The organism is Micromonospora sp. NPDC049240, from assembly GCF_040647835.1.
Classification (GTDB): domain Bacteria; phylum Actinomycetota; class Actinomycetes; order Mycobacteriales; family Micromonosporaceae; genus Micromonospora.
This window is the reverse complement of sequence record NZ_JBEZCX010000001.1, coordinates 292,456-314,352: the sequence shown is the minus strand read 5'-3', so window position 1 is coordinate 314,352 and position 21,897 is coordinate 292,456. Positions and strand designations below refer to the sequence as shown.

At 71.3% G+C, this 21,897-nt stretch carries 21 protein-coding genes, 1 tRNA gene and 2 pseudogenes; 9 read left to right on the top strand and 15 right to left on the bottom strand.

From position 1 onward, the window contains the following. Positions 1-62: 62 nt before the first annotated feature. From AB0B02_RS01540 to AB0B02_RS01530, 3 genes are all read right to left on the bottom strand, one after another. On the bottom strand, positions 63-275 hold the full coding sequence (locus AB0B02_RS01540) for a DUF397 domain-containing protein (protein ID WP_357293345.1): 213 nt from the start codon (positions 273-275) through the stop codon (positions 63-65). Next, a complete protein-coding gene (locus tag AB0B02_RS01535) occupies positions 275-1,117 on the bottom strand; it encodes a helix-turn-helix transcriptional regulator (protein ID WP_357293337.1) in 843 nt (280 codons plus the stop codon). The genes AB0B02_RS01540 and AB0B02_RS01535 overlap by 1 nt, the downstream gene beginning before the upstream one ends. 254 nt (positions 1,118-1,371) lie before the next feature. Beyond that, positions 1,372-1,851 carry an HIT domain-containing protein gene (locus AB0B02_RS01530; RefSeq protein WP_357293324.1) on the bottom strand — a complete coding sequence of 160 codons (480 nt, stop codon included), beginning with the start codon at positions 1,849-1,851 and terminating at the stop codon, positions 1,372-1,374. Between the two features lie 615 nt (positions 1,852-2,466). Between AB0B02_RS01530 and AB0B02_RS01525 the strand changes: the two are divergent. The 4 genes and pseudogenes from AB0B02_RS01525 to AB0B02_RS01510 all read left to right on the top strand — a co-directional run. Then, a pseudogene (locus AB0B02_RS01525) lies at positions 2,467-2,613 on the top strand (bacteriocin biosynthesis protein); the annotation flags it as partial. Between the two features lie 29 nt (positions 2,614-2,642). Then, a complete protein-coding gene (locus AB0B02_RS01520) occupies positions 2,643-3,077 on the top strand; it encodes an NUDIX domain-containing protein (RefSeq protein ID WP_357293315.1) in 435 nt (144 codons plus the stop codon). Positions 3,078-3,600: 523 nt separating this feature from the next. Next, positions 3,601-4,055 (top strand): annotated as a pseudogene (locus tag AB0B02_RS01515) (SitI3 family protein). 421 nt (positions 4,056-4,476) lie between these two features. Next, a tRNA-Arg gene (locus AB0B02_RS01510) sits at positions 4,477-4,552 on the top strand. Positions 4,553-4,689: 137 nt separating this feature from the next. On the opposite strand, the gene AB0B02_RS01505 is transcribed toward AB0B02_RS01510, so the two are convergent. The 3 genes from AB0B02_RS01505 to AB0B02_RS01495 all read right to left on the bottom strand — a co-directional run bounded on the left by AB0B02_RS01505 (position 4,690) and on the right by AB0B02_RS01495 (position 7,019). After that, positions 4,690-4,911, bottom strand: a complete 222-nt coding sequence (locus AB0B02_RS01505; RefSeq protein WP_357293309.1) for a ferredoxin — start codon at positions 4,909-4,911, stop codon at positions 4,690-4,692. Continuing rightward, positions 4,908-6,113 (bottom strand): cytochrome P450, encoded by a 1,206-nt coding sequence (locus tag AB0B02_RS01500; protein ID WP_357293299.1) that lies wholly within the window; start codon positions 6,111-6,113, stop codon positions 4,908-4,910. Before AB0B02_RS01500 ends, AB0B02_RS01505 begins: the two co-directional genes overlap by 4 nt. A gap of 171 nt (positions 6,114-6,284) precedes the next feature. Further along, the gene (locus tag AB0B02_RS01495) at positions 6,285-7,019 is read right to left on the bottom strand and encodes a class I SAM-dependent methyltransferase (RefSeq protein ID WP_357293266.1); all 735 of its coding nucleotides are present in this window, start codon (positions 7,017-7,019) and stop codon (positions 6,285-6,287) included. Positions 7,020-7,191: 172 nt separating this feature from the next. On the opposite strand from AB0B02_RS01495, the gene AB0B02_RS01490 reads away from it, so the two are divergent. Further along, positions 7,192-7,968: an HAD-IIB family hydrolase gene (locus AB0B02_RS01490; RefSeq protein ID WP_281943180.1), complete on the top strand. Its 777-nt coding sequence runs from the start codon at positions 7,192-7,194 to the stop codon at positions 7,966-7,968. A gap of 33 nt (positions 7,969-8,001) precedes the next feature. Here AB0B02_RS01490 and AB0B02_RS01485 read toward each other — a convergent pair whose 3' ends face one another. Next, a complete protein-coding gene (locus AB0B02_RS01485) occupies positions 8,002-8,847 on the bottom strand; it encodes an SDR family oxidoreductase (protein WP_281943177.1) in 846 nt (281 codons plus the stop codon). Between the two features lie 165 nt (positions 8,848-9,012). On the opposite strand from AB0B02_RS01485, the gene AB0B02_RS01480 reads away from it, so the two are divergent. Beyond that, positions 9,013-10,800 carry an adenylyl cyclase gene (locus tag AB0B02_RS01480; RefSeq protein ID WP_281943176.1) on the top strand — a complete coding sequence of 596 codons (1,788 nt, stop codon included), beginning with the start codon at positions 9,013-9,015 and terminating at the stop codon, positions 10,798-10,800. A 95-nt stretch (positions 10,801-10,895) separates the two neighbouring features. Here the strand turns inward: AB0B02_RS01480 and AB0B02_RS01475 are convergent, their stop codons facing one another. From AB0B02_RS01475 to AB0B02_RS01465, 3 genes are all read right to left on the bottom strand, one after another. Then, positions 10,896-11,486 carry an ATP-dependent Clp protease proteolytic subunit gene (locus AB0B02_RS01475; RefSeq protein WP_281943175.1) on the bottom strand — a complete coding sequence of 197 codons (591 nt, stop codon included), beginning with the start codon at positions 11,484-11,486 and terminating at the stop codon, positions 10,896-10,898. Positions 11,487-11,710: 224 nt separating this feature from the next. Next, a complete protein-coding gene (locus AB0B02_RS01470) occupies positions 11,711-12,334 on the bottom strand; it encodes a helix-turn-helix transcriptional regulator (protein WP_357293210.1) in 624 nt (207 codons plus the stop codon). A gap of 107 nt (positions 12,335-12,441) precedes the next feature. Beyond that, the gene (locus tag AB0B02_RS01465; RefSeq protein WP_357293197.1) at positions 12,442-13,476 is read right to left on the bottom strand and encodes a hypothetical protein; all 1,035 of its coding nucleotides are present in this window, start codon (positions 13,474-13,476) and stop codon (positions 12,442-12,444) included. A gap of 176 nt (positions 13,477-13,652) precedes the next feature. Here AB0B02_RS01465 and AB0B02_RS01460 point away from each other — a divergent pair, with 176 nt between their 5' ends. Continuing rightward, entirely contained in the window at positions 13,653-14,666 is a 1,014-nt protein-coding gene (locus tag AB0B02_RS01460; protein ID WP_107154879.1) for a potassium channel family protein, read from the top strand. 39 nt (positions 14,667-14,705) lie between these two features. Here the strand turns inward: AB0B02_RS01460 and AB0B02_RS01455 are convergent, their stop codons facing one another. Beyond that, complete coding sequence (locus AB0B02_RS01455) at positions 14,706-15,179, bottom strand: MarR family winged helix-turn-helix transcriptional regulator (RefSeq protein WP_281943169.1); 474 nt, start codon at positions 15,177-15,179, stop codon at positions 14,706-14,708. An 83-nt stretch (positions 15,180-15,262) separates the two neighbouring features. Between AB0B02_RS01455 and AB0B02_RS01450 the strand changes: the two genes are divergently transcribed. Next, positions 15,263-15,904, top strand: coding sequence for an NAD(P)H-dependent oxidoreductase (locus tag AB0B02_RS01450; RefSeq protein ID WP_357293165.1), 642 nt, complete (start codon positions 15,263-15,265; stop codon positions 15,902-15,904). A gap of 78 nt (positions 15,905-15,982) precedes the next feature. On the opposite strand, the gene AB0B02_RS01445 is transcribed toward AB0B02_RS01450, so the two are convergent. From AB0B02_RS01445 to AB0B02_RS01435, 3 genes are all read right to left on the bottom strand, one after another. Next, positions 15,983-17,017: a 2-oxoacid:ferredoxin oxidoreductase subunit beta gene (locus AB0B02_RS01445; RefSeq protein WP_281943165.1), complete on the bottom strand. Its 1,035-nt coding sequence runs from the start codon at positions 17,015-17,017 to the stop codon at positions 15,983-15,985. Continuing rightward, positions 17,010-18,857 carry a 2-oxoacid:acceptor oxidoreductase subunit alpha gene (locus tag AB0B02_RS01440; RefSeq protein ID WP_281943163.1) on the bottom strand — a complete coding sequence of 616 codons (1,848 nt, stop codon included), beginning with the start codon at positions 18,855-18,857 and terminating at the stop codon, positions 17,010-17,012. The genes AB0B02_RS01445 and AB0B02_RS01440 overlap by 8 nt, the downstream gene beginning before the upstream one ends. 197 nt (positions 18,858-19,054) lie before the next feature. Next, the gene (locus tag AB0B02_RS01435) at positions 19,055-20,488 is read right to left on the bottom strand and encodes a hypothetical protein (protein WP_357293144.1); all 1,434 of its coding nucleotides are present in this window, start codon (positions 20,486-20,488) and stop codon (positions 19,055-19,057) included. 128 nt (positions 20,489-20,616) lie between these two features. Here AB0B02_RS01435 and AB0B02_RS01430 point away from each other — a divergent pair, with 128 nt between their 5' ends. Then, positions 20,617-20,994: an NADH-quinone oxidoreductase subunit A gene (locus AB0B02_RS01430; protein WP_281943159.1), complete on the top strand. Its 378-nt coding sequence runs from the start codon at positions 20,617-20,619 to the stop codon at positions 20,992-20,994. 3 nt (positions 20,995-20,997) lie between these two features. Here the strand turns inward: AB0B02_RS01430 and folP are convergent, their stop codons facing one another. Continuing rightward, the gene (folP, locus tag AB0B02_RS01425) at positions 20,998-21,867 is read right to left on the bottom strand and encodes a dihydropteroate synthase (RefSeq protein ID WP_281943157.1); all 870 of its coding nucleotides are present in this window, start codon (positions 21,865-21,867) and stop codon (positions 20,998-21,000) included. Positions 21,868-21,897: the final 30 nt, after the last annotated feature.

Here is a 21,897-nt window from a genome sequence, read left to right as displayed (position 1 = left end):
CCTGACGCCGCCGGTCGGCGGCAGCAGCCGCCGACCGGTCCGAAGATGCTGGCTGTGCGCTCTCAGGCTGAGGGAAGGCCGAGTTCACCGTTGTTCACACCCTGCAAGAACGCCATCCACTCGTGCCGCGTGAAGATTAGGACAGGGCTGTCGTCAGACAGCTTCGAGTCCCGCACTCCCACCTCTTTCTCGACGACCGCGAACTCCACACAGCCCGTGTCGCCGCTCACGCTGCTCTTGCGCCACCTCACCCCTGCGAAACCCGCAGATGTCATCAACTGCCTCCCACTCCGGAAACGAGGGCGTCGAAGCGCTCGACCTCACCGTCGAGTACATTGAGGTATTCAACGGCATCATTGTCATGCAGGGCAACGGACTTCAGTCCTGTGAACGCCTTCTCGAAGCGGGCGACAGCACCCTCCTCAGTGAAGTAGCAGTCACCCCCAGGTGACTCGATCCATACCGTGCGAGGGCTGAGACCGGTACGGAAGTCGAAGATCGTAAAGCCCTGGGCTGCCACAACGGTGTGCTGCGCGGCGATCGGAACGACCCCGAGCTCGATGTTGGGATGACCCACCAGGCCCGTCAGATGCCGGATCTGACCTCGGGTCACCTCGACCGGGAATGCTCGGAGCAGCAGAGCCCGAGCGTCCACCACGACCACGAAGCGAGGCGCGTCAGGCCCCTCCAGCGTCTGCTGTCGCGCCATGCGCACGTCAGCGATGTAGTCCGGGCTCCCAGCCCCGACGGCCACTGCCATTGCATGCGCGTAGGCTCGTGTCTGCAGCAGGCCCGGCACCACGACCGGCTGATACTGCCTGATCTCCCGCGTCGTTGACTCCAGCGCCGCGATCGCACCCTGTCGCCGCCCCCAGCCGCCAGCGCTGGTGATCCAGGACCCCTCGCCGTTCTCCTCCGCAGTCGCTGCCAGCAACTCGGCGCGGATGTCAGGGTCGACCTCATAGAAACTAAGCAGCCTGCCGACATCGCGAACAGTGAAAGCCGTCGTCCCGGTCTCGATCCGGGAGACCTTTGACTGCGACCACTCGAGCGAGTCTGCGACACGCTCGCCGGACAGTCCGAGGTTCTCGCGTATCCGACGCAGCTCAGCGCCCACTCGGTAGCGTTGAGGCGACCCGCGAGTTCCCATATGTCAGCGACTCCATGCGCACGTGCATAAGCCCCTCGGACAGTACAGCACCGGCGGCTTCCAGTACCACACTGGCGCGCCCCAAGATCACATGACGCTTGGGGCGGGGGGGTCGATCGGGCGGATGCGATCGATCCTCTTGACATGCCCCTACATCGTCGGCGCGTGCATGCTCGTCGGGAGGGCCGGGCAGGGCACACCGAGGTGGCGCCGGCGACCGATCACTTACGGACTCGGGCCGAAGCCCGTCTCGCGAGGTGCTGGCTGAGCTTCGCCGTGAGCTGCAAACGTTCGTTCAGAGGCACCTCGGTGGACTTGGCACTGTTGAAGTCGTCGCCGACGTACCGCGGAACGATGTGCCAGTGCAGGTGGAAGATGTCTTGAGCGGGAGGCCCGAGGTTAAGCCGCACCGTTGTCCCGCTCGCGCCGAACGCCGCCTTCACCGCCTGGGTCGTGACCTGGAGCGCCGCCAGCATGGGGACCGCCTTCTCGGGAGGCACGTCAGCGATGCCGCCAAAGTGACCGGTCGAAACGAGCAGCATGTGACCTCGGTTATTCGGCCGCTGGTGGAGTGCTGGAAAGACAACGAACTCGTTGTTGACGGCAAGGCAGACGCCGGGATCAGTCACGCCAGCCGTCACTGAGCAGAACACGCACGACAGGTTCAAGATCGCATCTCCCAGACTCGAGCCACGCTTCACGGCCCATCCTTCCCGATGGCGGGGCGACCGACTCGCAGGTCGCGCGCAAATTGGCGCTGGCGAGCGAGGCCTTACCTAACGTCACCCGGTGACCATTGCATCCCGAGCCCGCGTTGCTGAGCGGCACGGCCCGGTGAAACAGTCGCACGAGCTGAATGATCGTCCCCGGAGCCGACTCACGGGGCCCGCTCCCAACAAGCCATGACCGGTCGGCGGGAAGAACGGGTCGGGGAGAGCGGCGTGAGGGTGGCGGATGTGCCCGTCGGTGCGCCAGGTGAGGGCTTTCTCGGGGCCAGCCTGGACCGGCAACGTACGGCCAGTTCCAGTAGAGGAACACCCTCGGGGCGTGGGGGAAGACAACGTCGTGGGCACCGGTGTCGAGGTAGGCCAACCACCACGGCTGGTCGGCGGTGTGCGTGGTGAGGTCCCTTCGACCGGGGCCTGCTCGTAGGTGGCGGCGGTGACGTCGTCAGCCTGGTACGTGGTGGCGTAGGCGTCGAAGGCCGGCGGGCGCCTGCTGCTCGGCGTACCTCGCACGACCGGCGACCGGCACACCGCACTTCAGAACGCTGGCACAGCCCTATACCGCCAACGGGAAGCGCGCCCCCACCCGTGGGCCTGCGGGCAGCAGTAATCGCATTGCACGTGATCTTCCACTGGAGCAGGCTCGGACTACCCTCCACCGCCCAGACCACCCTCGCCCGAGCGGCCCAGGAAGCCATCTCCGGCCTGCCCGATTCGCACCTGCCGCACCCCAGATAGGCACCTCACGAACGAGCGGGGAAGGCACCATGCCCGAGAAAGTCATTACCAACAAGGCTCTCTGCTACGTCGTACGGGAAGGGCGTTTGCTCGTCTTCCGACACACCGACTTCAGCTACGAGGAGGTAGGCATCCAGGTGCCCGGCGGCAGCGTCCGCCCGGGTGAGGACCCGGCGGGCGCGGCGGTGCGTGAGGCCCGCGAAGAGACCGGACTGACGGGGTTCGCCGTCGTGCGCAAGCTGGGGGAGATCGAGTACGACATCAGCCCGCTCCGCTTCGAGATCCAACGTCGCCACGTCTTCGAGCTGGCGCTGCACGGGGCGACGCCCGAGCGGTGGGCGAGCCAGGAAGACCACGACGGCGAGCAGGAGCCCAACCGGTTCGAGTGCTTCTGGATACCGTTACGGGCCGCGCACGTCCTACAGTCCGGCCAGGGCGCGCTTGTGGGCCGGTTGTTCGACTGACCAGGCGAGCCTGATGAAGGGGCGCAGATGGCTGTCGATTACCGGCTGACGATGGCGGGTGACATCCACTGGAGCAGGTGGCGGAGTTGGCCGTTCCCGAAGCGGTCGAGACGTCCACGGTGTCCGGGGGCAGGATGCTCAGCGCCGACCCGAACGTCAGAGCCGGAAACCTACGTCGACGTCAGGTTTCTACATGCGCAAGGACACCCTGGCCGCCACGGGTGAACCTCACATGCTGGCGGCTGTGGCCAGGATCCTCGCTAGCGGGGCCGAGGACGAGGTCCTGACCTCAACGGCGACGTGCTGATGCTGACCCGCGTCGCGTGCACCCTTCACAAGCACAACACCGACGGCTGGTACGACGCGCCTATGAATCGGGGCGGCGAGTGCGTGTTCTGGCTCGCCACCGTGCGAGGCGTCGTCAGCAGCAGCCTTGCGCCTAGCTGCGGAGGAATCCAGTTCGGTTACGGTGAGTTAGCGCGATAGTGCAGACCGTTGGTCGAGGCGGTGGAGGGTCGTTGAGATGGCTATTGAGTTCAGGTTGACCCTGGTGGGCGACATTCCCTTGGACAACTTGGCTAATCTCGTGGCAGCGGACGTCGCGGAGGGGCCGAGGCCGAGCGGCACCAACCCGCGGCTGTTCAGTTCCCGTCTCTACGACACCCGCGGGTACGCGCTGACCGTCTCCTCAGGGAGCCAGGGTTATTTCGATGCCGAGGCTGACGACGGTGCCCGCTGGGAGTGGGAGCCGGAGACGTACGTCGACATCGACTCTCCATGCGGGCAGACGACCTGGTCGACAAGGGCATCCCGAACATGATGAGGGCCGTGGCCCGTGTGTTGGCCGCCCGGCAGGAGGACGCGGCGCTGGTCCAGAACGGCAACTGGCTCCTGCTGACCCGCGTCGGGGGCACACTCCGCAGACACCGGCCCACCTGGTGGAGCCACTACGGCATAGACGACCTCATCACCCCATGAGCCAGCCGAGCGCGGGTGACCCGCTGTCGAACGACGCGACTTCGACCCGCCGTCCGTGCACGACGTCGATGTCGCCTCTCTCGACCCGACGGACCTGACCCGCGACAACGACGACCAGCACCGCGCGGCTGATCGCGACCTGGCCGGAATCCCCCGTAGGAGGCGGCGCCCAGCCGGGGGAGCGGGGCAGCCGCACATGATCTTCGATGATGTGCGCGGTGTGTGCTCTCCAGCGGATGCCAACCCGGGTGAACCGGTGCCAACGCGGGTCACCGTGGCCGGCCGCCGGTCGCAACCCGGTGTTCGTGTGCTCCGGCTGTGGTCCTGGGCTGGGCGAACAGGGGTCCGGGGAACGTGGGTGAACGTGGGCCACTCCCTGCCACCCCAGGTGAACCCCCAGGTCGCTAGACTGGGCCCTCGCGCCCTCGTAGCTCAGGGGATAGAGCATCGGTTTCCTAAACCGTGTGTCGCAGGTTCGAATCCTGCCGGGGGCACCAGTACGAGGCCCTGACCAGCAAAGAGCTGACCAGGGCCTTGCTCTTCGTCTATCTGAATCTGCATTACGCCCCGAACCCCCAGTGACTCCACGCCGCGCGGGGACGATTCCTGTGCGTCGACGCCAGGCGTCGTCGCGTCAGGCGGGAGCGACCAGCTCACCGTCGTCGCCGCGTACCGTGATCGCTTCGACCGGGCACGACTCGGCGGCGTCGATCACCGTCTCGTCCGGTTCGACGGTTGCCGCGATCGGGGTGGCCGACCCGGACTCCAGCCGGAAGTGGGCCGGCGCCATGCCGACGCAGCCACCCGATCCGATGCAGCGCCGTGCGTCGACGGCGATCCGCCAGCCGGCGCTCACCAGGCCACCGGCATCCGGGCCAGACCTCGGACGATCATGCCGCTCTTCCAGGTGAGTTCCGGCTCGGGGACGGCGATCCGCAGCTCGGGCAGCCGGGCGACGAGCGTGCCGATCCCGACCTGTAGCTCCATCCGGGCGAGCTGGGCCCCCAGGCAGTGGTGCACGCCGTGCCCGAAACCGATGTGCGGATTGGTCTCCCGACCGAGATCGAGGCGATCGGGGTCGGCGAAGACGGTCTCGTCGCGGTTCGCCGACGAGATCGAGCCGATCACTGGTTCCCCGGCCCGCACCAGCACTCCACCGACCTCGATGTCCTCGGTGGCGTACCGGGCGAATGAGGATGCCACCCCGAGCGGGACGTACCGCATCAGCTCCTCGATCGCGGTCGGCACCCGGGCGGGGTCGGCCCGCAGCCAGGCCATCTGCTCCGGGTGGGTGAGCAGGACGTACGCGAAGTTCGGCAGTTGGGTGACGGTGGTCTCGTGGCCGGCGGCGAGCAGCCCGGCGGCGAGCTGCACGATCTCCTGTTCGGTGAACCGGTCCTGGTCCTCGTCGCGCGCCCGCACCATCGCGCAGATCAGGTCGTCGGTGGGCGCCCGGCGTCGCTGCTGGACCAGCTCGCCGATGTACGCGTACAAATTGTCGAGGTATTCCTGGATCCGCTCGGGCGGCAGCGAGGTGGTCGAGACGATCGCCTCCGACCAGACGTGGAACAGGTGTCGGTCGGCGAACGGCACCCCGAGCAGCTCGCAGATCACCTGGATGGGCAGCGGGGTGGCGAAGTGCTCCACCAGGTCGGCCGGCGGCCCGCCCACCACCATGGCATCGATGAGTTCGTCGGCGATCTGCCGGGTGCGGGGCCGGAGCTGCTCGACCCGGCGGGCGGTGAACGCCTTGGCGACCAGCCGCCGCAGCCGGGTGTGCTCCGGCGGATCCATCGACAGGATGCCGCCCTCGATCTGCCTCGGGGTGAGCCGCGGCTCGTCCCGGCCGACGCTGGCGGCCCGGCTGAACCTCGCGTCACCGAGGACGGTCCGTACGTCGGTGTGCCGGGTGGCGAGCCATGCCTCCTCGCCGAACGGCAGCCGCACCCGGATGAGCGGCTCGGTGCGCCGCAGCTCGGCGTAGCGCGGGTCGAGGTGGAGCCGGTCGGGAGGGCTGAACGGGTACGGCTGCGCGGTGACCTCGGCGACGTCCGGCATTGGTCAACCCCCGAAGCGGATCGGGTCACCCCACGGACCAACCCGGGGTGATCAACCTATAGTGACGTGTCGATTGCTGATCGTAGCCGAGGGTGTGGATCGGTGCCAGTCGCCGGGTGACGTGATCGGCCGGACGTGCCGGTGACGAGCGCCTTCGTCATCGGGGAGCGCTCAGGCCAGCCGGTAGACCGACACGTGGGAGCGGGACTCCTCGGTGAACTCCGCGCCGGACCAGTCGGCGTGCCGGCTCTCCAGCGTGAAGCCGGCCAACTGGCCCATCAGGTCCAGTTCGGACGGCCAGATGTAGCGGTGCGGGGTGCGGAAGACCCGTGCCTCGCGGCCGTCGCCGAAGTGGAAGTGGTGCGACACGACCCGCTGGCGCAGCACGTCGTAGGTGTCCAGGCCGATGTAGCCGGCCTCGGTGTGCCACACGGTCGCCTGCTGGCCCGGGGGCAGCTTGCGCAGCTCCGGCACCCACAGCTCGATCACGAACCGGCCGCCCGGCCCGAGGTGCCGCGCCGCGTTGCGGAAGCAGGCGACCTGCTGGTCCTGGTCGAGCAGGTTGGCGATGGTGTTGTAGACCAGGTAGACCAGGCTGAACTCGCCCGTCACGGTCGCGCCGGCCATGTCGCCGACCACCACCGGGACCGTGGCGGCGTCGACCTTCGTCCGCAACTGCTCCACCATGGGTACGGAGAGTTCGATCCCGCTGACCGGTACGCCGCGCGCGGCGAGTGGCACCGCCACCCGGCCGGTGCCGATGGCGAACTCCAGGGCCCGTCCGGTCCCGGCGAGCGCGGCGAGCCGGTCGACGGTGGGGCCGAGCACCTCTGGCGCGAACATCCCGGCGCCCGGCGTGTCGTAGCGTCGGGCGGCCTCGCCGTCCCAGATCTCGTCCTGGCGCATCGGCTCACCATCGACGTCGAGGACGCCGCGTGTCCAGCGCTTTCCGGTCGTCGTACGCGGCCTGCTTGTTACTCTCCGTCAATGGGTGGAGCCCCCGGGCGCTCAGGAACGCGTCAGGCCGCATCGGTACCCTGCTAGTCCCGACCAGCCCGCGACGACACATGAGGTATTCGTGAACGATCTTCGAGTGGTGGCGTTCGACCTCGACGACACCCTGGCGATTTCCAAGTCCCAGATCGATCGTCGGATGGCGGGCCTGCTCGGTCACCTGCTCACCGAGGTGGACGTCCTGATCATCTCCGGTGGCCGGTTCGAGCAGTTCCAGTCGCAGGTGCTGGCCCACCTCGATCTCACCGAGGAGCAGCGCGACCGGCTGCACCTGATGCCGACCTGCGGCACCCGCTACTACCGCTGGTCGTCCGGCGACTGGCGGCTGGTCTACGCGGAGGATCTGAGCGAGGCGGACAAGGCCCGGGTGATCGCCGCGCTCACCGAGTCGGCGCAGGCGCTCGGGCTGTGGGAGACGAAGACGTGGGGCGACATCGTCGAGGACCGGGGCAGCCAGATCACGTTCTCCGCGCTCGGGCAGTCCGCTCCGCCGGCGGAGAAGTACGGCTGGGACCCGGACGGCAGCAAGAAGAAGCGGCTGCGCGACGCGGTCGCCGCGAAGCTGCCCGACCTGGAGGTCCGGAGCGGCGGCTCGACCTCGATCGACGTGACGCGCCAGGGCGTGGACAAGGCGTACGGCATGCGGAAGCTGCTGGAGCACCTCGATCTGAAGATCGACAACGTGCTGTTCGTGGGGGATCGGCTGGACGTGGGCGGCAACGACTACCCGGTCAAGGCCATGGGCATCCGCAGCGTCGCGGTGACCCGGTGGGAGGAGACCGCGGACTACGTCGAGACGCTCGTCGACGACCTCGTGAAGCAGCGCGCCGACCGCGCCTGACCGCCGTTCGGGCGGCCGGGCGCGGCGGCGTCGTCAGCGTGCGGCGCGGATCACCTCGGCCAGCGTGGTCGGGGCGCGGCCGAGCAGCTTGGCGAGATCGTCGCCGACCTCCAGTTCGCCCCGGGCGAGACCGAGGTCGCTGTCGGCGAGCACGGCCGCGTACCCCTCGGGCAGGCCGGCGGCGACCAGCACCTCGGTGTAGCGGTCCGCCGGCAGGTCGGTGTAGCCGACCGGCGCACCGGTCTGCCGGGCCACCTCGGCGGCGAGGTCGGTGAGCGTGAACGGCGCGCCGCCCAGCTCGTACACCTGCTGGTCGTGACCTTCGGAGGTGAGCACCACGGCGGCGGCCTCGGCGTAGTCCGCGCGGGTGGCGGCGCTGACCCGCCCGTCGCCCGCCGCGCCCGCCACCCCGTGCTCCCGGTACGCGTCGAGCTGGTCGGTGTAGTTCTCCAGGTACCAGCTGTTGCGCAGGAAGACGTACGGCAGCCCGGAGTCGCGGATGAGCCGTTCGGTGTCCCGGTGCTCGCCGGCCAGCCGCATCTCGGCGGTGTCGGCGTGGGCGATGCTGGTGTAGACGACCAGCCCGACGCCGGCCTCCCGGGCGGCGGTGACCACGTTGGCGTGCTGGGGTCGACGTCGACCGACCTCACTGCCGGAGACGAACATCAGCTTCTCGGCTCCGGCGAGGGCGGCCCGGAGCGAGTCGGGGTCGTCGTAGTCGGCCGGGCGGGTGACGACGCCTTGGCCGGCGAGGTCGGCCAGCCGTTCGCGGTCGCGGCCGATCGCCACGATCTCCCCGGCCGGTACGCCGCGGTCGAGCAGCGCGGTGACGATGAGGCGGCCGAGCTGGCCGGTGGCCCCGGTGACGGCGATGGACATGCGCGCTCCCTGTGGTTGCGAGTTCAACTTCTTGGGTCAACCACCGCCGCGCCGCGATGCTTCCCGGTTCCGGAACCGGCGGGCTCTGGTGGGATCGACGGGGATGCGGTAGGAACGGCGAGAGAGCGCTCTCCGCTCTCCTTCCACCACCGAACAGGCAGGCAGATGCGATCATCCGACCCCTCCCGCCGCCGCTTCCTCGCGCTCACCGCCTCGGCGGCCTCGCTCACCGCCCTCGGTCTCCCGGCCGGTGCCGCCGTCGCGTCCCCGACCGCGCGGCCCGCCCGCGAGCCCGATTTCGGCCCGAACGTCTTCGTCTACGACCCGAGCACCCCGACCGAGGAGATCCAGTCCACCCTGGACCGGATCTTCACCGCCCAGGAGCACAACGAGATGGGCGCCGACCGGTACGCCGTGCTGTTCAAGCCCGGCCGCTACGAGGTGGACGCCCGACTCGGCTACTACACCACCGTGGCCGGGCTCGGCGCCCACCCGGACGACGTGGAGATCCACGGCGCGGTCCGGGTGATCGGCCAGCCCGACCCGAACTCGCCCGCCGGCATCTCCGCGCTGACCAACTTCTGGCGCTCGGCGGAGAACCTCGCCGTCACCCCGACCGACTGGTCGAACCAGTGGGCCGTCTCCCAGGCGTCGCCGATGCGCCGGGTGCACGTCAAGGGCGTGCTCTGGCTGGAACCCGGCAACGGCGGCTACTCCAGCGGCGGCTTCATCGCCGACTCCAAGGTGGACGGCATCACCATCAACGGCTCCCAGCAGCAGTGGCTCACCCGGGACAGCGAACTCGGCGGCGAGTGGACCAACGGCGTGTGGAACCAGGTCTTCTCCGGCGTGGTCGGCGCGCCCGCGCAGGGCTTCCCCGACCCGCCGTACACCACGCTGCCGACCAGCCCGGTGATCCGGGAGAAGCCGTACCTCTTCGTCGACCGCGCCGGCTGCTGGCGGGTGGCGGTGCCCCGCCTGCGCCGCGACACCGCGGGCACCACCTGGGGCGCCGGCGGCGCGCCGACGCCGTCGCTGCCGCTCACCGACTTCTTCATCGCCCGGCCCACCGACACCGCGACGCGGATCAACACCGAACTCGCCCGGGGCCGCCACCTGCTGCTCACCCCCGGCGTCTACCGCCTGGACCGGGCGCTACGGGTCCGCCGGCCGAACACCGTCGTGCTCGGCCTCGGCATGCCCAGCCTCGCGCCGGTCACCGGCGACGCGGCGCTGCGGATCGAGGACGTCGACGGGGTACGGATCGCCGGGGTGCTCGTCGACGCCGGGCCGGTCGAGTCGGAGGTGTTGGTCGAGGTCGGTGGGCGGCACAGCCACCGGGCGCACGCCGACAACCCGATCTCGTTGCAGGACGTCTTCTTCCGCGTCGGCGGTCCGTCCGCCGGCCGGGCGGTGACCAGTCTGGTGGTGCACAGCCGGCACACGCTGATCGACAACATCTGGGCCTGGCGGGGCGACCACGGCCAGCCGGGCACCATCGGCTGGGACGTCAACACGGCCGCCACCGGGGTGGTGGTCAACGGCGACGACGTCACCGCGTACGGGCTCTTCGTCGAGCACTACCAGCGCTGGCAGACCCGCTGGCACGGCGAGCGCGGCCGGACCGTGTTCTACCAGAGCGAGCTGCCCTACGACCCGCCGAGCCAGGCGGCCTGGCGCAGTCCGACCGGCGACGGCTGGGCCTCCTACCGGGTGGCCCCGCACGTCCGCACGCACGAGGCGTGGGGGCTGGGCGTCTACGCGTACTTCAACCAGGGCGTGGACATCCGCTGCGACCGGGCGATCGAGGCGCCGCGCCGGGCCGGCGTACGGTTCCACGACGCGATCACCGTGTTCCTGAACGGCAGCGGCGGGATCGAGCGCACGATCAACGAGGCCGGCACCCCGGTGGTCGGCTCGTACGGCACCAGCCCGGTGGTCAGCTACCCCTGACCGGCGGCGGTGGCCCGGACGGCCCCGGTCCGCGCGGCCGGGGCGGTCCGGGTGGGCCGCCGATCACCGGGAAACTTCGAGTTCAAAGCAGAGGCTCAGCCGGCGAGCTGGTCGACCCGGGAGAGGACCTGGTCGACCAGCCCGTACTCGCGGGCCTCCTCGGCGGTGAACCAGCGGTCCCGGTCCCAGTCGCGCTGGATCTCCTCCAGCGTGTGCCCGCTGTGCCGGGCGATCAGCTCCTGCATGGTGTGCTTCACGTGCAGCATGTTCTCGGCCTGGATGGTGATGTCGGCGACCGTGCCGCCGAACCCGCCGGAGGGCTGGTGCATCATGATCCGCGAGTGCGGCAGCGCGAACCGCTTGCCCGCCGTGCCGGCGCAGAGCAGGAACTGCCCCATCGAGCCGGCCATCCCGAGCGCCAGCGTCGCCACGTCGTTCTTCACCCACCGCATGGTGTCGTAGACGGCCATCCCGGCGCTGACCGAGCCGCCCGGCGAGTTGATGTAGAGGTAGATGTCCCGCTCCGCGTCCTCGGCCGCGAGCAGCAGGATCTGCGCGCAGATCTGGTTGGCCGAGTCGTCGGTGACCTCGGTGCCGAGGAAGATGATCCGTTCCTTGAGCAGCCGCTCGAAGACCCGGTCGCCGAAGACCGGCTGCCTCTCGTCCCGCATCCAGATGCCACTCATGACTGCCCACCTCCGTGACGCCGGTGGGCGGGGACCGCCCGGCGAGCCGGCGGTCTCCAGCGTCCGCCGGGCATACCCGCGCGGCCCAGGCTTTCTGCCCCGGGCAGACTCGCCCTCGGCAGAACCGGGTCGGCGCCGCCGGTCGGTGCGGGCCGCACCCCGGTCGTCCGTCGCGGCGACCGGCGCCACGCCCGGTCGGCGTTCGTCGGCCCCGACCGTGGGCGCTACGCCGCGACCGGGCGCCGTCGGGCCGCGCGGGCCCGGCGCCGGGCCAGCGCCGGTGAGGTACGCGGGCGCGGGCGCGCGGCCGGCGTCGGGATCAGCCAGATCCGGATGCCGGTGCCGAACAGCTCCGGTGCGTGGCCGAGCGGCGGGCCGACCGGCGTGGGGGACACGCCCATCGGGCGCAGCCCGCCGCCGAGCAGCGGGGTCGACCGGACCGGGTGCGCGGTGTGCGGCGGCGTGACCGGCCGGGCCGGATGCGGCGCGTTCGGGCCGCCCGGGCGTCGGGTGGCGTGCAGGCGGGGCGGGCCGACCCGGAGCTGCGGGCCGCTGCGGGCCGCGGGCACCCGGTCGAGCCGGGCCAGTGGCACCCCGGGACCGACCGGCGTGGGCCGCTCCCGGCGCAGCTCGTCGCGCGCCTCCTCCAGCAGGTCGGCGAGGTGGATGCCGAGCGCCCGGCAGATCGCGGCCAGCACCTCGGAGGAGGCCTCCTTACGCCCGCGCTCGACCTCGGAGAGGTAGGGCAGGGAGACGCCGGCCGCCTGCGCCACCTCGCGCAACGTGCGGCCCTGACGCAGGCGGATCCGCCGCAGCACCCCGCCGATCACCCGTCGCAGCAACGACATGCCGGCCTCCTCGCGGTCGCCGTTCGCCGACGCTACCCATCATGCCCCGTCCCGCCGGCGTGGACCGGCCCGGTCGGCCCCCGTAATGCCGACCGGGCCGGGGTCGGTCAACGCCAGACGACCGCTCGGCTGTGGAAGCTCGGCGAGAGGAAGTCCGCCTGGCCGACGATCAGACCGGCGTCGTTGACGTTGATCGCGACGCTGCCCACCGCCCCGTCCGGCAGTGGCAGCAGCTGGGAGCCCGCCGTCGGTGTGGGCCAGAGCATCGCCCGGCCGCCGGTGCCGTCGGTGCCGACCACCAGACCCGAGTCGTTCACGGCCTGCGCGGTGGGGGACGCCGAACTGGTGGACAGCCGGCGCATCGTCGTACCGTCCCAGAAGAACGCGGCGAACGCGCCGTCCGCGGTCCGGCTGGTGCCGACCACCTGACCGAGATCGTTGATGCCGCTCGCGTCGCTGGTGGGACCGCCGAGGGTGCCGAGCGGCCGGACGACCCCGTTGCGCCACACGAAGGCCTGGTTGACGAACGGCGGGTCGGTCCAGTCCCGGTAGCCGTAGGTGCCGGCGACCGTGCCCGCCTCGTTGACCGCGACGGCGCTCGCACCCGGCGGCGCGTCGATGGTGATCTCGGTGTTGCCGGTGCGGACGAACGCCCGCCGCCCGGCGAAGCTGTCGGTGACGTGATAAACGCCGACCACCCGGTCCCCGGCGGTGTCGTACGCGACGGAGAAGATGCCACCGGTGAGGCCGAGGTCCTGGATCTTCCCGTCGACCCAGGCCACGGCGTGGCTGCTGCCGTCCGCGGCCTGGGCGGTGCCGACGATGCGGCCCCGCTCGTCGATCGCCTGGGCCTGACTGTTCGGCCCGCCGAGCGTGCCCAGGTCCTCGATCCGCCCGTTCAACCAGCGGACCGCGTGCCAGTAGCCGCTGGCCAGTTCCGCCGACCCGACCACCACCCCGGCCGGGTTGACGTCGTACGCCGTGCTGCCCCGGCCGGTCAGCGACGGCAGCACGACGGCGGTGCGCTTCGCCGTCGGCATCGCCGAGGCGGGCGTCGGCGTGCCCGCCACCGCGGGTGAGGGGCCGGCCAGAGCCATCCCGACGACCACGGCCAGCGTGGTCAGTGCCGCACCTGTACGCATCCGACTCCCCTCGTCACATCCGTCGGGTCGAGTCTCACCCCCTGGGGCGTCGACGGATGTGACGAGATCCTTACCGCTTGCGGTGCGGGGGCCGGTCCCACGGCCCGCCCGGCCGACTCCCGGCGTACCCGCTATCTTGAGGGCGTGCAGGCGACGGTGGCGGAGCGGGACCGACGGTGATCCATTTTCCCGCGCAACGGCGGGGGCCGCTGAGCGCGCTGAGCCTGCGCCTGCTCGCCGCCCTCGGCCTGGTCTTCGCCACCGTCTTCGTGGTCTGGCTCGACCGCGACGGCTACCGCGACGTCAACGAGGACGGCCTGACGCTGCTCGACTGCTTCTACTACACGGTGGTCTCGCTCTCCACCACCGGGTACGGCGACATCACGCCGGCCAGTCCGTCGGCCCGCCTGATCAACGTCCTGTTCATCACCCCCGCCCGGGTGCTCTTCCTGATCATCCTGGTCGGCACCACCCTGGAAGTCCTGACCGAGCAGTACCGGACCGGCCGTCGCCTGTCGCGGTGGAGGAGATCCGTGAAGGACCACGTCATCATCTGCGGCTACGGCACCAAGGGCCGCAGCGCGGTCTCCGCGCTGCTGGAGAACGGGGCGGACAAGTCCAAGATCGTGGTGGTCGAGCGAAGCGGGCCGGCGCTGCGCCAGGCCACCTCGAACGGGCTGGTGACGATCGAGGGCTCGGCGACCCGCTCGTCGGTGCTGGAGGAGGCGCACATCCGCACCGCCAAGGCGGTCATCATCGCGACCGACAGCGACGACGCCTCGGTGCTGGTGGCGTTGACCGTCCGGCAGCTCACCGCCGGTCAGGTGCGGATCATCGCGGCGGTCCGGGAGGCGGAGAACGCGCCGCTGCTCAAGCAGAGCGGCGCGCACCACGTGATCGTCTCGTCGGCCACCGCCGGTCGGCTGCTCGGCCTCTCCACCTCGGCCCCGCCCCTGATCGACGTGGTGGAGGACCTGCTCACCCCCGGTCAGGGCATGGCGTTGGCGATGCGCTCGGCCGAGCGCAGTGAGGTGGGCCGCTCGCCGCGTGAGCTGGAGTCGCTTGTCATCGCACTGGTCCGGCGCGGCAAGGTGGTCGCGCTGAACGACCGGGCCGGTGCGGTGATCGAGACCGGCGACATGCTGGTTCACGTCCGCGACGACCGCCCGCAGGCGACCACCACGGCCTGAGCGCCGTCGACCGTCCCGGCGTGACCGGCGCCGGCCCGGTCAGCAGGCGTCCGGGCTCTCCGTGACCGCTTCGGTGCAGGTCGGGGCGCAGCCCTGGCTGGCCCGCCGGAGCAGGTCGTAGAGCAGTTCCCGCTCGTCGGGCGCCAGCGCGCCGAGCACCTCGTCCTCCGCGTCGGCGAGCGCGCACTCGGCCTCGCGGATCCGGGTGGTGCCCGCCCCGGTGAGGCTGACGACGTGCCGCCGGCGGTCGGTCGGGGAGCGACGGCGCTCGACCAGGCCCGCCGACTCCAGGTCGTTGAGCAACCCGACCACGTTGGTGCCGTCGATCTGGAGCGTGCCGGCCAGCCCCTGCTGGCTGATGTCGCCCGAGTCACGCAGCACGGTGAGCGCGACCAGGTGCCGGACGCGCAGGCCGAGCGGGGTCAGCACCGATTCCGAGCGCAGCCGCATCCGCCGGGCCAGGTGCTGGAGCAGCGGCCCGGAGCGGCGCTCGTCGGCGGGCTCGGCTGGCATGTGACCCAGTCTACGGCGAACAAGGAACATCGACCTGCTATAAATGGTTCGTGCTACACGAACGATCGATGGAGGAGTAAACGATGGCCCACCTGTTGCACATCGACTCGAGCATCAACGGTGAGCGGTCGGTCAGCCGTCGCCTCACCGCCCGCGCGGCCGACGCCTGGCGTGCCGCCCACCCCGGCGGCACGGTCACCTACCGGGACCTCGGTCAGGACCCGGTGCCGCACCTGGACACCGCCGGCGGTCTCGCGCGGGCGGTGCCGCCCGACCAGCACACGCCCGAGCAGCGCGCGTCCTGGCGGGTGACCGAGGACCTGGTGGGCGAGGTCCTGCGCGCCGACACGATCCTGCTCGGCCTGCCGCTCTACAACTTCGGCCCGCCCAGCAGCGTGAAGGCCTGGGTCGACCACCTGATCGCGCCCGGTCTCGCGCTCGACCCGGCCACCGGCGCCGGGCTGCTCGGCGGTCGTGAGTTCATCGTGCTCGGCACCCGGGGCGGCGGCTACGGCGCGGGCACCCCGCGCGCCGGCTGGGACCACGCCGAGCCCTGGCTGCCGCACGGACTGTCGCGCACCGGCCTGGAGCCGCGGTTCATCTCGGCCGAGCTGACCCTGGCCCCGGTCAACCCGGCGATGGCCGAGCTGGTCCCGCTGCACGAGGCGAGCCTCGCCGCCGCCGAGCGGGCGATCGACGGGCTGTGGGTGCCGGCGGCCGTCTGACCGATCCGGGAACCGCGAAAGGGCGGGCCGTCCCCCCGGGGACGGCCCGCCCTTTCGAATGCGCGGATCAGGGCGGAGCTACATGATCGTCCAGGTGTCACCGCTGCCGAGCAACGCCGAGAGCTGCTGCTCCGGGGTCTGGTCGACGCTCGCCCGCGCGGATGCGACCTGCTCCTGCACCACGCTGTCGTAGGAGGGCCGGTCCACCGACCGGAACACCCCGAGCGGCGTGTTGCGCAGATCCAGCCCGGGCAGTCGGGACAGCGCGAACGCGTACGCCGGGTCGGCGACCGTGACGTCGTGCACCACGATCTGCTCCGCCGGGGTGGCCGCGGTCTCCCGCACCTCCAGCCCGAAGCCGCCCGGCGGGTGGACGACGCAGAACTGCCCGTCGGTGCCGAACGTGATCGGCTGCCCGTGCTCCAGCCGGATCAGGTAGTCGTCCCGGGTGGTCGGCTCCTTCAAGGGCTCGAACGCGCCGTCGTTGAAGATGTTGCAGTTCTGGTAGATCTCCACGAACGCCGAGCCCTTGTGCTCGGCGGCGGCCCGCAGCACCGACTGGAGGTGCTTGCGGTCCGAGTCGAGCGTCCGGGCCACGAACGTGGCCTCGGCGCCGAGCGCCAGCGACAGCGGATTGAACGGGGCGTCCGCGGAACCGACAGGCGTCGACTTGGTGATCTTGCCGACCTCGGAGGTGGGCGAGTACTGGCCCTTGGTCAGCCCGTAGATCCGGTTGTTGAACAGCAGGATCTTCAGGTTGACGTTGCGGCGCAGCGCGTGGATCAGGTGGTTTCCGCCGATGGAGAGCGCGTCGCCGTCACCGGTGACGACCCAGACCGACAGGTCCGGCCGGGACACCGACAGGCCGGTGGCGATCGCCGGGGCGCGACCGTGGATCGAGTGCATGCCGTACGTGTTCATGTAGTACGGGAAGCGGGACGAACAGCCGATCCCCGAGACGAAGACGATGTTCTCCCGGGGGATGTTCAGCTCCGGCATGAAGCCCTGCACCGCGGCCAGGACGGCGTAGTCGCCGCAGCCGGGGCACCAACGCACCTCCTGGTCGGACTTGAAGTCCTTGGCGGTGAGCTTCAGGGCGACGGGCTCAGACATTCTTCAGGACCTCTTCCAGCATCGTCTCCAGCTCCGCGGCGGTGAACGGCAGGCCGCGGACCTGGTTGTAGCCGATCGCGTCGACCAGGTACTTCGCCCGGATCACGTGGGCGAGCTGGCCGAGGTTCATCTCGGGAACGACCACCCGGTCGTAGGAGCGCAGCACCTCGCCGAGGTTGGCCGGCATCGGAGCCAGGTGCCGCAGGTGCGCCTGGGCCACCGGCAGCCCGCGCTGGCGCAGCCCCCGGCAGGCCGCGCCGATCGGGCCGTACGTCGAGCCCCAGCCCAGCACCAGCACCCGGGCGTCGCCGTCCGGGTCCTCGACCTCCACGTCCGGCACCGGGATGGTCTCGATCCGGGCCGCCCGGGTCCGCACCATGAAGTCGTGGTTCGTCGGGTCGTACGAGATGTCGCCGGTCTTGTCGGCCTTCTCCAGGCCGCCGATCCGGTGCTCCAGCCCCGGCGTGCCGGGCACCGCCCACGGGCGGGCCAGCGTCTGCGGGTCACGCAGGTAGGGCAGGAACGTGGTGCCGTCCTCGCCGTTGGGCCGGGTGGCGAACTCCACCCGCAGGTCGGGCAGGGACTCCACGTCCGGCAGCAGCCACGGCTCGGAGCCGTTGGCCACGTAGTTGTCGGAGAGCAGGATGACCGGGGTGCGGTAGGTCAGCGCGATCCGCGCCGCCTCCAGCGCGGCATGGAAGCAGTCCGACGGCGACTTCGGCGCGATCACCGCGACCGGCGCCTCACCGTGCCGGCCGTACAGGGCCATGTTCAGGTCGGCCTGCTCGGTCTTGGTGGGCATGCCGGTGGACGGCCCCGCCCGCTGCACGTCGACGATGACCAGCGGCAGCTCCAGCGCCACCGCCAGGGAGATCGTCTCGCTCTTCAGCGCCACGCCCGGCCCGCTTGTGGTGGTGATGCCGAGCGAGCCGCCGTACGACGCGCCCAGCGCCGCGCCGACCGCGGCGATCTCGTCCTCGGCCTGCATGGTGACCACGCCGAACTTCTTGTGCTTGCTCAGCTCGTGCAGGATGTCCGAGGCCGGGGTGATCGGGTACGCGCCGAGGAACACCGGCAGCCCGGAGCGCACCCCGGCGGCCACCAGGCCCAGCGACAGCGCCGCGTTGCCGGTGATGTTGCGGTACGTGCCGGGCGGCATCTTCGCCGGCTTGACCTCGTACCGGACGGAGAAGTCCTCGGTGGTCTCGCCGAAGTTCCAGCCGGCCCGGAACGCGGCCACGTTCGCCGCCACCAGCTCCGGCCGGCGGGCGAACTTGCGCTCCAGGAACCGCAGCGTCGACTCGTACGGCCGGGAGTACATCCAGCTCAGCAGCCCGAGCGCGAACATGTTCTTGGCCCGTTCGGCGTCCTTCTTGGACACCGTCAGCTCGGCCAGCGCGCCGATCGTCATCGAGGTGAGCGCGACCGGGTGCACCGCGTAGCCGTCGAGCGTGTCGTCGTCCAGCGGGTTGGTCGCGTAGCCCACCTTGGCCAGGTTGCGGCGGGTGAACTCGTCGGTGTTGACGATGATGTCCGCCCCGCGCGGCAGGTCGGCCAGGTTGGCCTTGAGCGCGGCCGGGTTCATCGCCACCAGCACGTTCGGCGCGTCGCCGGGGGTCAGGATGTCGTAGTCGGCGAAGTGCACCTGGAAGCTCGACACGCCCGGCAGCGTGCCGGCGGGCGCCCGGATCTCGGCCGGGAAGTTGGGCAACGTGGAGATGTCGTTGCCCAACTGTGCCGTCTCCGAGGTGAACCGGTCGCCGGTGAGCTGCATGCCGTCGCCGGAGTCGCCGGCGAACCGGATGACCACCCGGTCCAGTTGACGGATCTGCTTGGTCACGCCCGCACCTCGCTTCGCTGAGCGCCGTCGCCCTCGTCGACGCGGCCCGCTCCGTTTCTCACCGTCAGAGCCTACGTCGGACGGTTAGGGCCGCCTTGGTGGTGGTCCGACGGGTGAGACCCGAACGGCCTGCTGTATGCCCTGATTAGGGATGGTTAGTACCGCCGACCGTAATCCAGATCACCGCGCCGCGCGGCTCACCGCTCCGTGGTCGGCTCCGGCGCGGTGATGTCGCTGCGGCGTCGCAGCGAGCGCGTGGCCAGCGTCAACGCGAAAACGACGAGCAGCGCCGACATGATGATCAAGGCAATGGCGAGCCCGCGGGCCGGGCCGTCGCCGGAATCGGACCGCTCGGACGCAGTCAGCACTCCCTGAGAACCCGTGGGCGCGGGCGCCCCGGCCACCGGCGTGGACTGCGCCGCCGCCGCGCTGATCCGGAAGCTCATCTGCACCTGTCGGTCCCGCCCGCTGCGCGGGTCCAACCGGCCGATCACCGCGCCGGCGAGCGGGGCCATGCGCTGGGCCTCCGCCGACGCGGTCACCGGCAGGCGCAGCGTCGCGGTCCGGCCGGCCGGCAGCGTGCCCAGCTCGCACCGGGTCCGGTCCGGGGCCACCGGGGCGCAGGCGTTCCCCGCGTCGCTCACCGTCACCCCGGCCGGGAGGAGCACCTCCACCCGGCCGGCGGCGTCCACCTCGCCGGTGTTGCCCAGCCGCACGGTGAGCGTGCTCGGCGCGCCGCTGATGTCGAAGAGGACCTCGTCGGCGCGGAGCGAGATGCCGGGCACCGGCGGGCCGGGCGGGAACAGCACCGCGAAGCCCTCGTCGTCGTACGCCGCCCCGGCGACGCCGGGCGCGACGGCGGTGACCTGGACCGATCCGCTCAGCGGCATGGTCTGCCAGGCGTCCCCGGCGACCCGGACCCGGATGGTGGCGCTGAACCGGGCGTCGGGCGCGACGGTCCACCCGCCGCAGCGGTGGTTGCCGCCCCCGGCGTCGACGCAACCCGGCGTGCCGCCGTCGACCAGCCCGGCCGGCAACGAGTAGCCGAGGCTGATCTGCTCCTCGCGTCCACCGGTGTTGGTCACCGTCACCCGCAGCGTGGCCACCGTGCTGTCGGCGTTCCAGTAGTCCGGCGTCAGTGCCAGGTCGCCGGTGCTGACCTGCACCCCCAACGGCCCGCCGGCGGCCTGGGTGGGCGGTGGCGGCGGGGGCTTGACGGGCGGCCCGACCGGCGGCGGGGCCGGTGCGGTGGTGGTGGCCGGCGCGGTGGTGGCGGGCGGGGCCGGCGCCGTGGTGGGCGGCGGGGCCGGCTCGGTGGTGACCGGCGGCGGGGGTGTGGTCGGCGGCGGGGGTGCCTCCGTCGGCGGTGCCGTGGTCGGGGCCGGCGCGGTGGTGGTCGCGTCCCCGGTCGGCGTCGGCTCGGTCGGGTCGCCGGGGTCGCCGCCCGGGTCGCCCGGCGGGCCCGGGTCGGCCACCCGGACCACCCCGGCCGCGGCGGCGGGGGTGACTGCGGCCCATCCCGGCGCCACCACGGCGACCGCCGCGGCCGCGGCGATCAGCGCGGGCGCGATCAGCGCGAGGGTACGGCGAGGCGTGACCCGGTGGGCAGGCCGGACGCGGGGGCGGGTCATCTGTCCTCCGGGGACGTGTCAACGAGGTCTCATTATTCGGGGACGGTTGCCCTCCGGCACTAGTCCCGACAGGAAACGAATTCGTAACGTGTCCGAGACGTCTCGACGGGACCGGTACGCTCCGGGTCGTGACCGGATACCTTGGCTCGTACGCCACGCTCGGTCTACTGCTGCTCGCCGCCGTGCTCTTCTTCCTGACGGCGTTCTCGGCGAACCGGATGTTACGTCCGGCCCGACCGGCGGAGCCATGGGGCAAACGGGCCGCGTACGAGTGCGGGCTCGACCCGGTCGGCGGCGACTGGGCCCAGATGCAGATCCGCTACTACGTCTACGCGTACCTCTATGTCCTGTTCGCGGTGGAGGCGGTGTTCCTCTTCCCGTGGGCGCTGGTCTTCGACCGGCCCGGCTTCGGGGCGACCACGGTGGTGGAGATGGGCGTCTTCGTGGCGATCGTGGCGCTCGGCATCCTCTACGCCTGGCGGCGCGGCGTGCTGCGCTGGACCTGACCCCTAGGCCAGCCCGCGCCGGGTCGCCGCCGGCGGCCGGTCCCCCCGGATCGACGCCACCATGTCCAGCACCCGACGGGTCGGGCGGACCTGGTGGGCGCGGAACACCCGGGCGCCGAGCCAGGCCGAGACCGCGGTGGCGGCGAGCGTCCCCTCCAGCCGTTCCGGCACCGGCAGGTCCAGCGTCTCGCCGATGAAGTCCTTGTTCGACAGCGCCACCAGCAGCGGCCAACCGGTGTCGGTCAGCTCGGCCAGCCGCCGGGTGATCTCCAGCGAGTGCCGGGTGTTCTTGCCGAAGTCGTGCGCCGGGTCGATCAGGATGCCGTCCCGGCGTACCCCCAGCCCGACCGCGCGTTCCGCCAGCCCGGTGACGGTGTCGAGCACGTCGGTCACCACGTCGTCGAAAGCCGCCCGGTGCGGCCGGGTACGCGGGGCCAGCCCACCGGCGTGCGAGCAGACCAGCCCGGCGCCGGTCGCCGCGGCGACCCGGGCCAGCGCCGGGTCCGCCCCCGACCAGGTGTCGTTGAGCAGGTCCGCGCCGGCCGCGACCGCCTCCACCGCCACCTCCGCCCGCCAGGTGTCGATCGAGACGACCACGTCGGGAAAGGCGGCCCGGACCGCGGCGATGGTGTCCACCGTGCGGCGGATCTCCTCGGCCACGTCCACCTCGTCGCCGGGCCCGGCCTTCACCCCGCCGATGTCGATGATCTCCGCGCCCTCGGTCACCGCCCGCTCGACCGCCCGCAGCGCGCTGTCCCGGGCGAACGTGGCGCCCCGGTCGAAGAACGAGTCCGGGGTGCGGTTCACGATCGCCATCACCACCAGCTCACCCGGGGCGAAGGCCCGTCCACCGAGCCGCAACATCCCGGTCATCCCCGCCTCCTCGTCCCGGTGCCAACCGTC

What these genes read in the sequence shown, in the direction of transcription:
- AB0B02_RS01540 (WP_357293345.1), bottom strand. Translation starts at nt 275, where the DNA reads ATGACATCTGCGGGTTTCGCAGGGGTGAGGTGGCGCAAGAGCAGCGTG.
- AB0B02_RS01520 (WP_357293315.1), top strand. Translation starts at nt 2,643, where the DNA reads ATGCCCGAGAAAGTCATTACCAACAAGGCTCTCTGCTACGTCGTACGG.
- AB0B02_RS01500 (WP_357293299.1), bottom strand. Translation starts at nt 6,113, where the DNA reads ATGCCGGACGTCGCCGAGGTCACCGCGCAGCCGTACCCGTTCAGCCCT.
- AB0B02_RS01495 (WP_357293266.1), bottom strand. Translation starts at nt 7,019, where the DNA reads ATGCGCCAGGACGAGATCTGGGACGGCGAGGCCGCCCGACGCTACGAC.
- AB0B02_RS01485 (WP_281943177.1), bottom strand. Translation starts at nt 8,847, where the DNA reads ATGTCCATCGCCGTCACCGGGGCCACCGGCCAGCTCGGCCGCCTCATC.
- AB0B02_RS01480 (WP_281943176.1), top strand. Translation starts at nt 9,013, where the DNA reads ATGCGATCATCCGACCCCTCCCGCCGCCGCTTCCTCGCGCTCACCGCC.
- AB0B02_RS01475 (WP_281943175.1), bottom strand. Translation starts at nt 11,486, where the DNA reads ATGAGTGGCATCTGGATGCGGGACGAGAGGCAGCCGGTCTTCGGCGAC.
- AB0B02_RS01470 (WP_357293210.1), bottom strand. Translation starts at nt 12,334, where the DNA reads ATGTCGTTGCTGCGACGGGTGATCGGCGGGGTGCTGCGGCGGATCCGC.
- AB0B02_RS01465 (WP_357293197.1), bottom strand. Translation starts at nt 13,476, where the DNA reads ATGCGTACAGGTGCGGCACTGACCACGCTGGCCGTGGTCGTCGGGATG.
- AB0B02_RS01455 (WP_281943169.1), bottom strand. Translation starts at nt 15,179, where the DNA reads ATGCCAGCCGAGCCCGCCGACGAGCGCCGCTCCGGGCCGCTGCTCCAG.
- AB0B02_RS01450 (WP_357293165.1), top strand. Translation starts at nt 15,263, where the DNA reads ATGGCCCACCTGTTGCACATCGACTCGAGCATCAACGGTGAGCGGTCG.
- AB0B02_RS01445 (WP_281943165.1), bottom strand. Translation starts at nt 17,017, where the DNA reads ATGTCTGAGCCCGTCGCCCTGAAGCTCACCGCCAAGGACTTCAAGTCC.
- AB0B02_RS01435 (WP_357293144.1), bottom strand. Translation starts at nt 20,488, where the DNA reads ATGACCCGCCCCCGCGTCCGGCCTGCCCACCGGGTCACGCCTCGCCGT.
- folP (WP_281943157.1), bottom strand. Translation starts at nt 21,867, where the DNA reads ATGACCGGGATGTTGCGGCTCGGTGGACGGGCCTTCGCCCCGGGTGAG.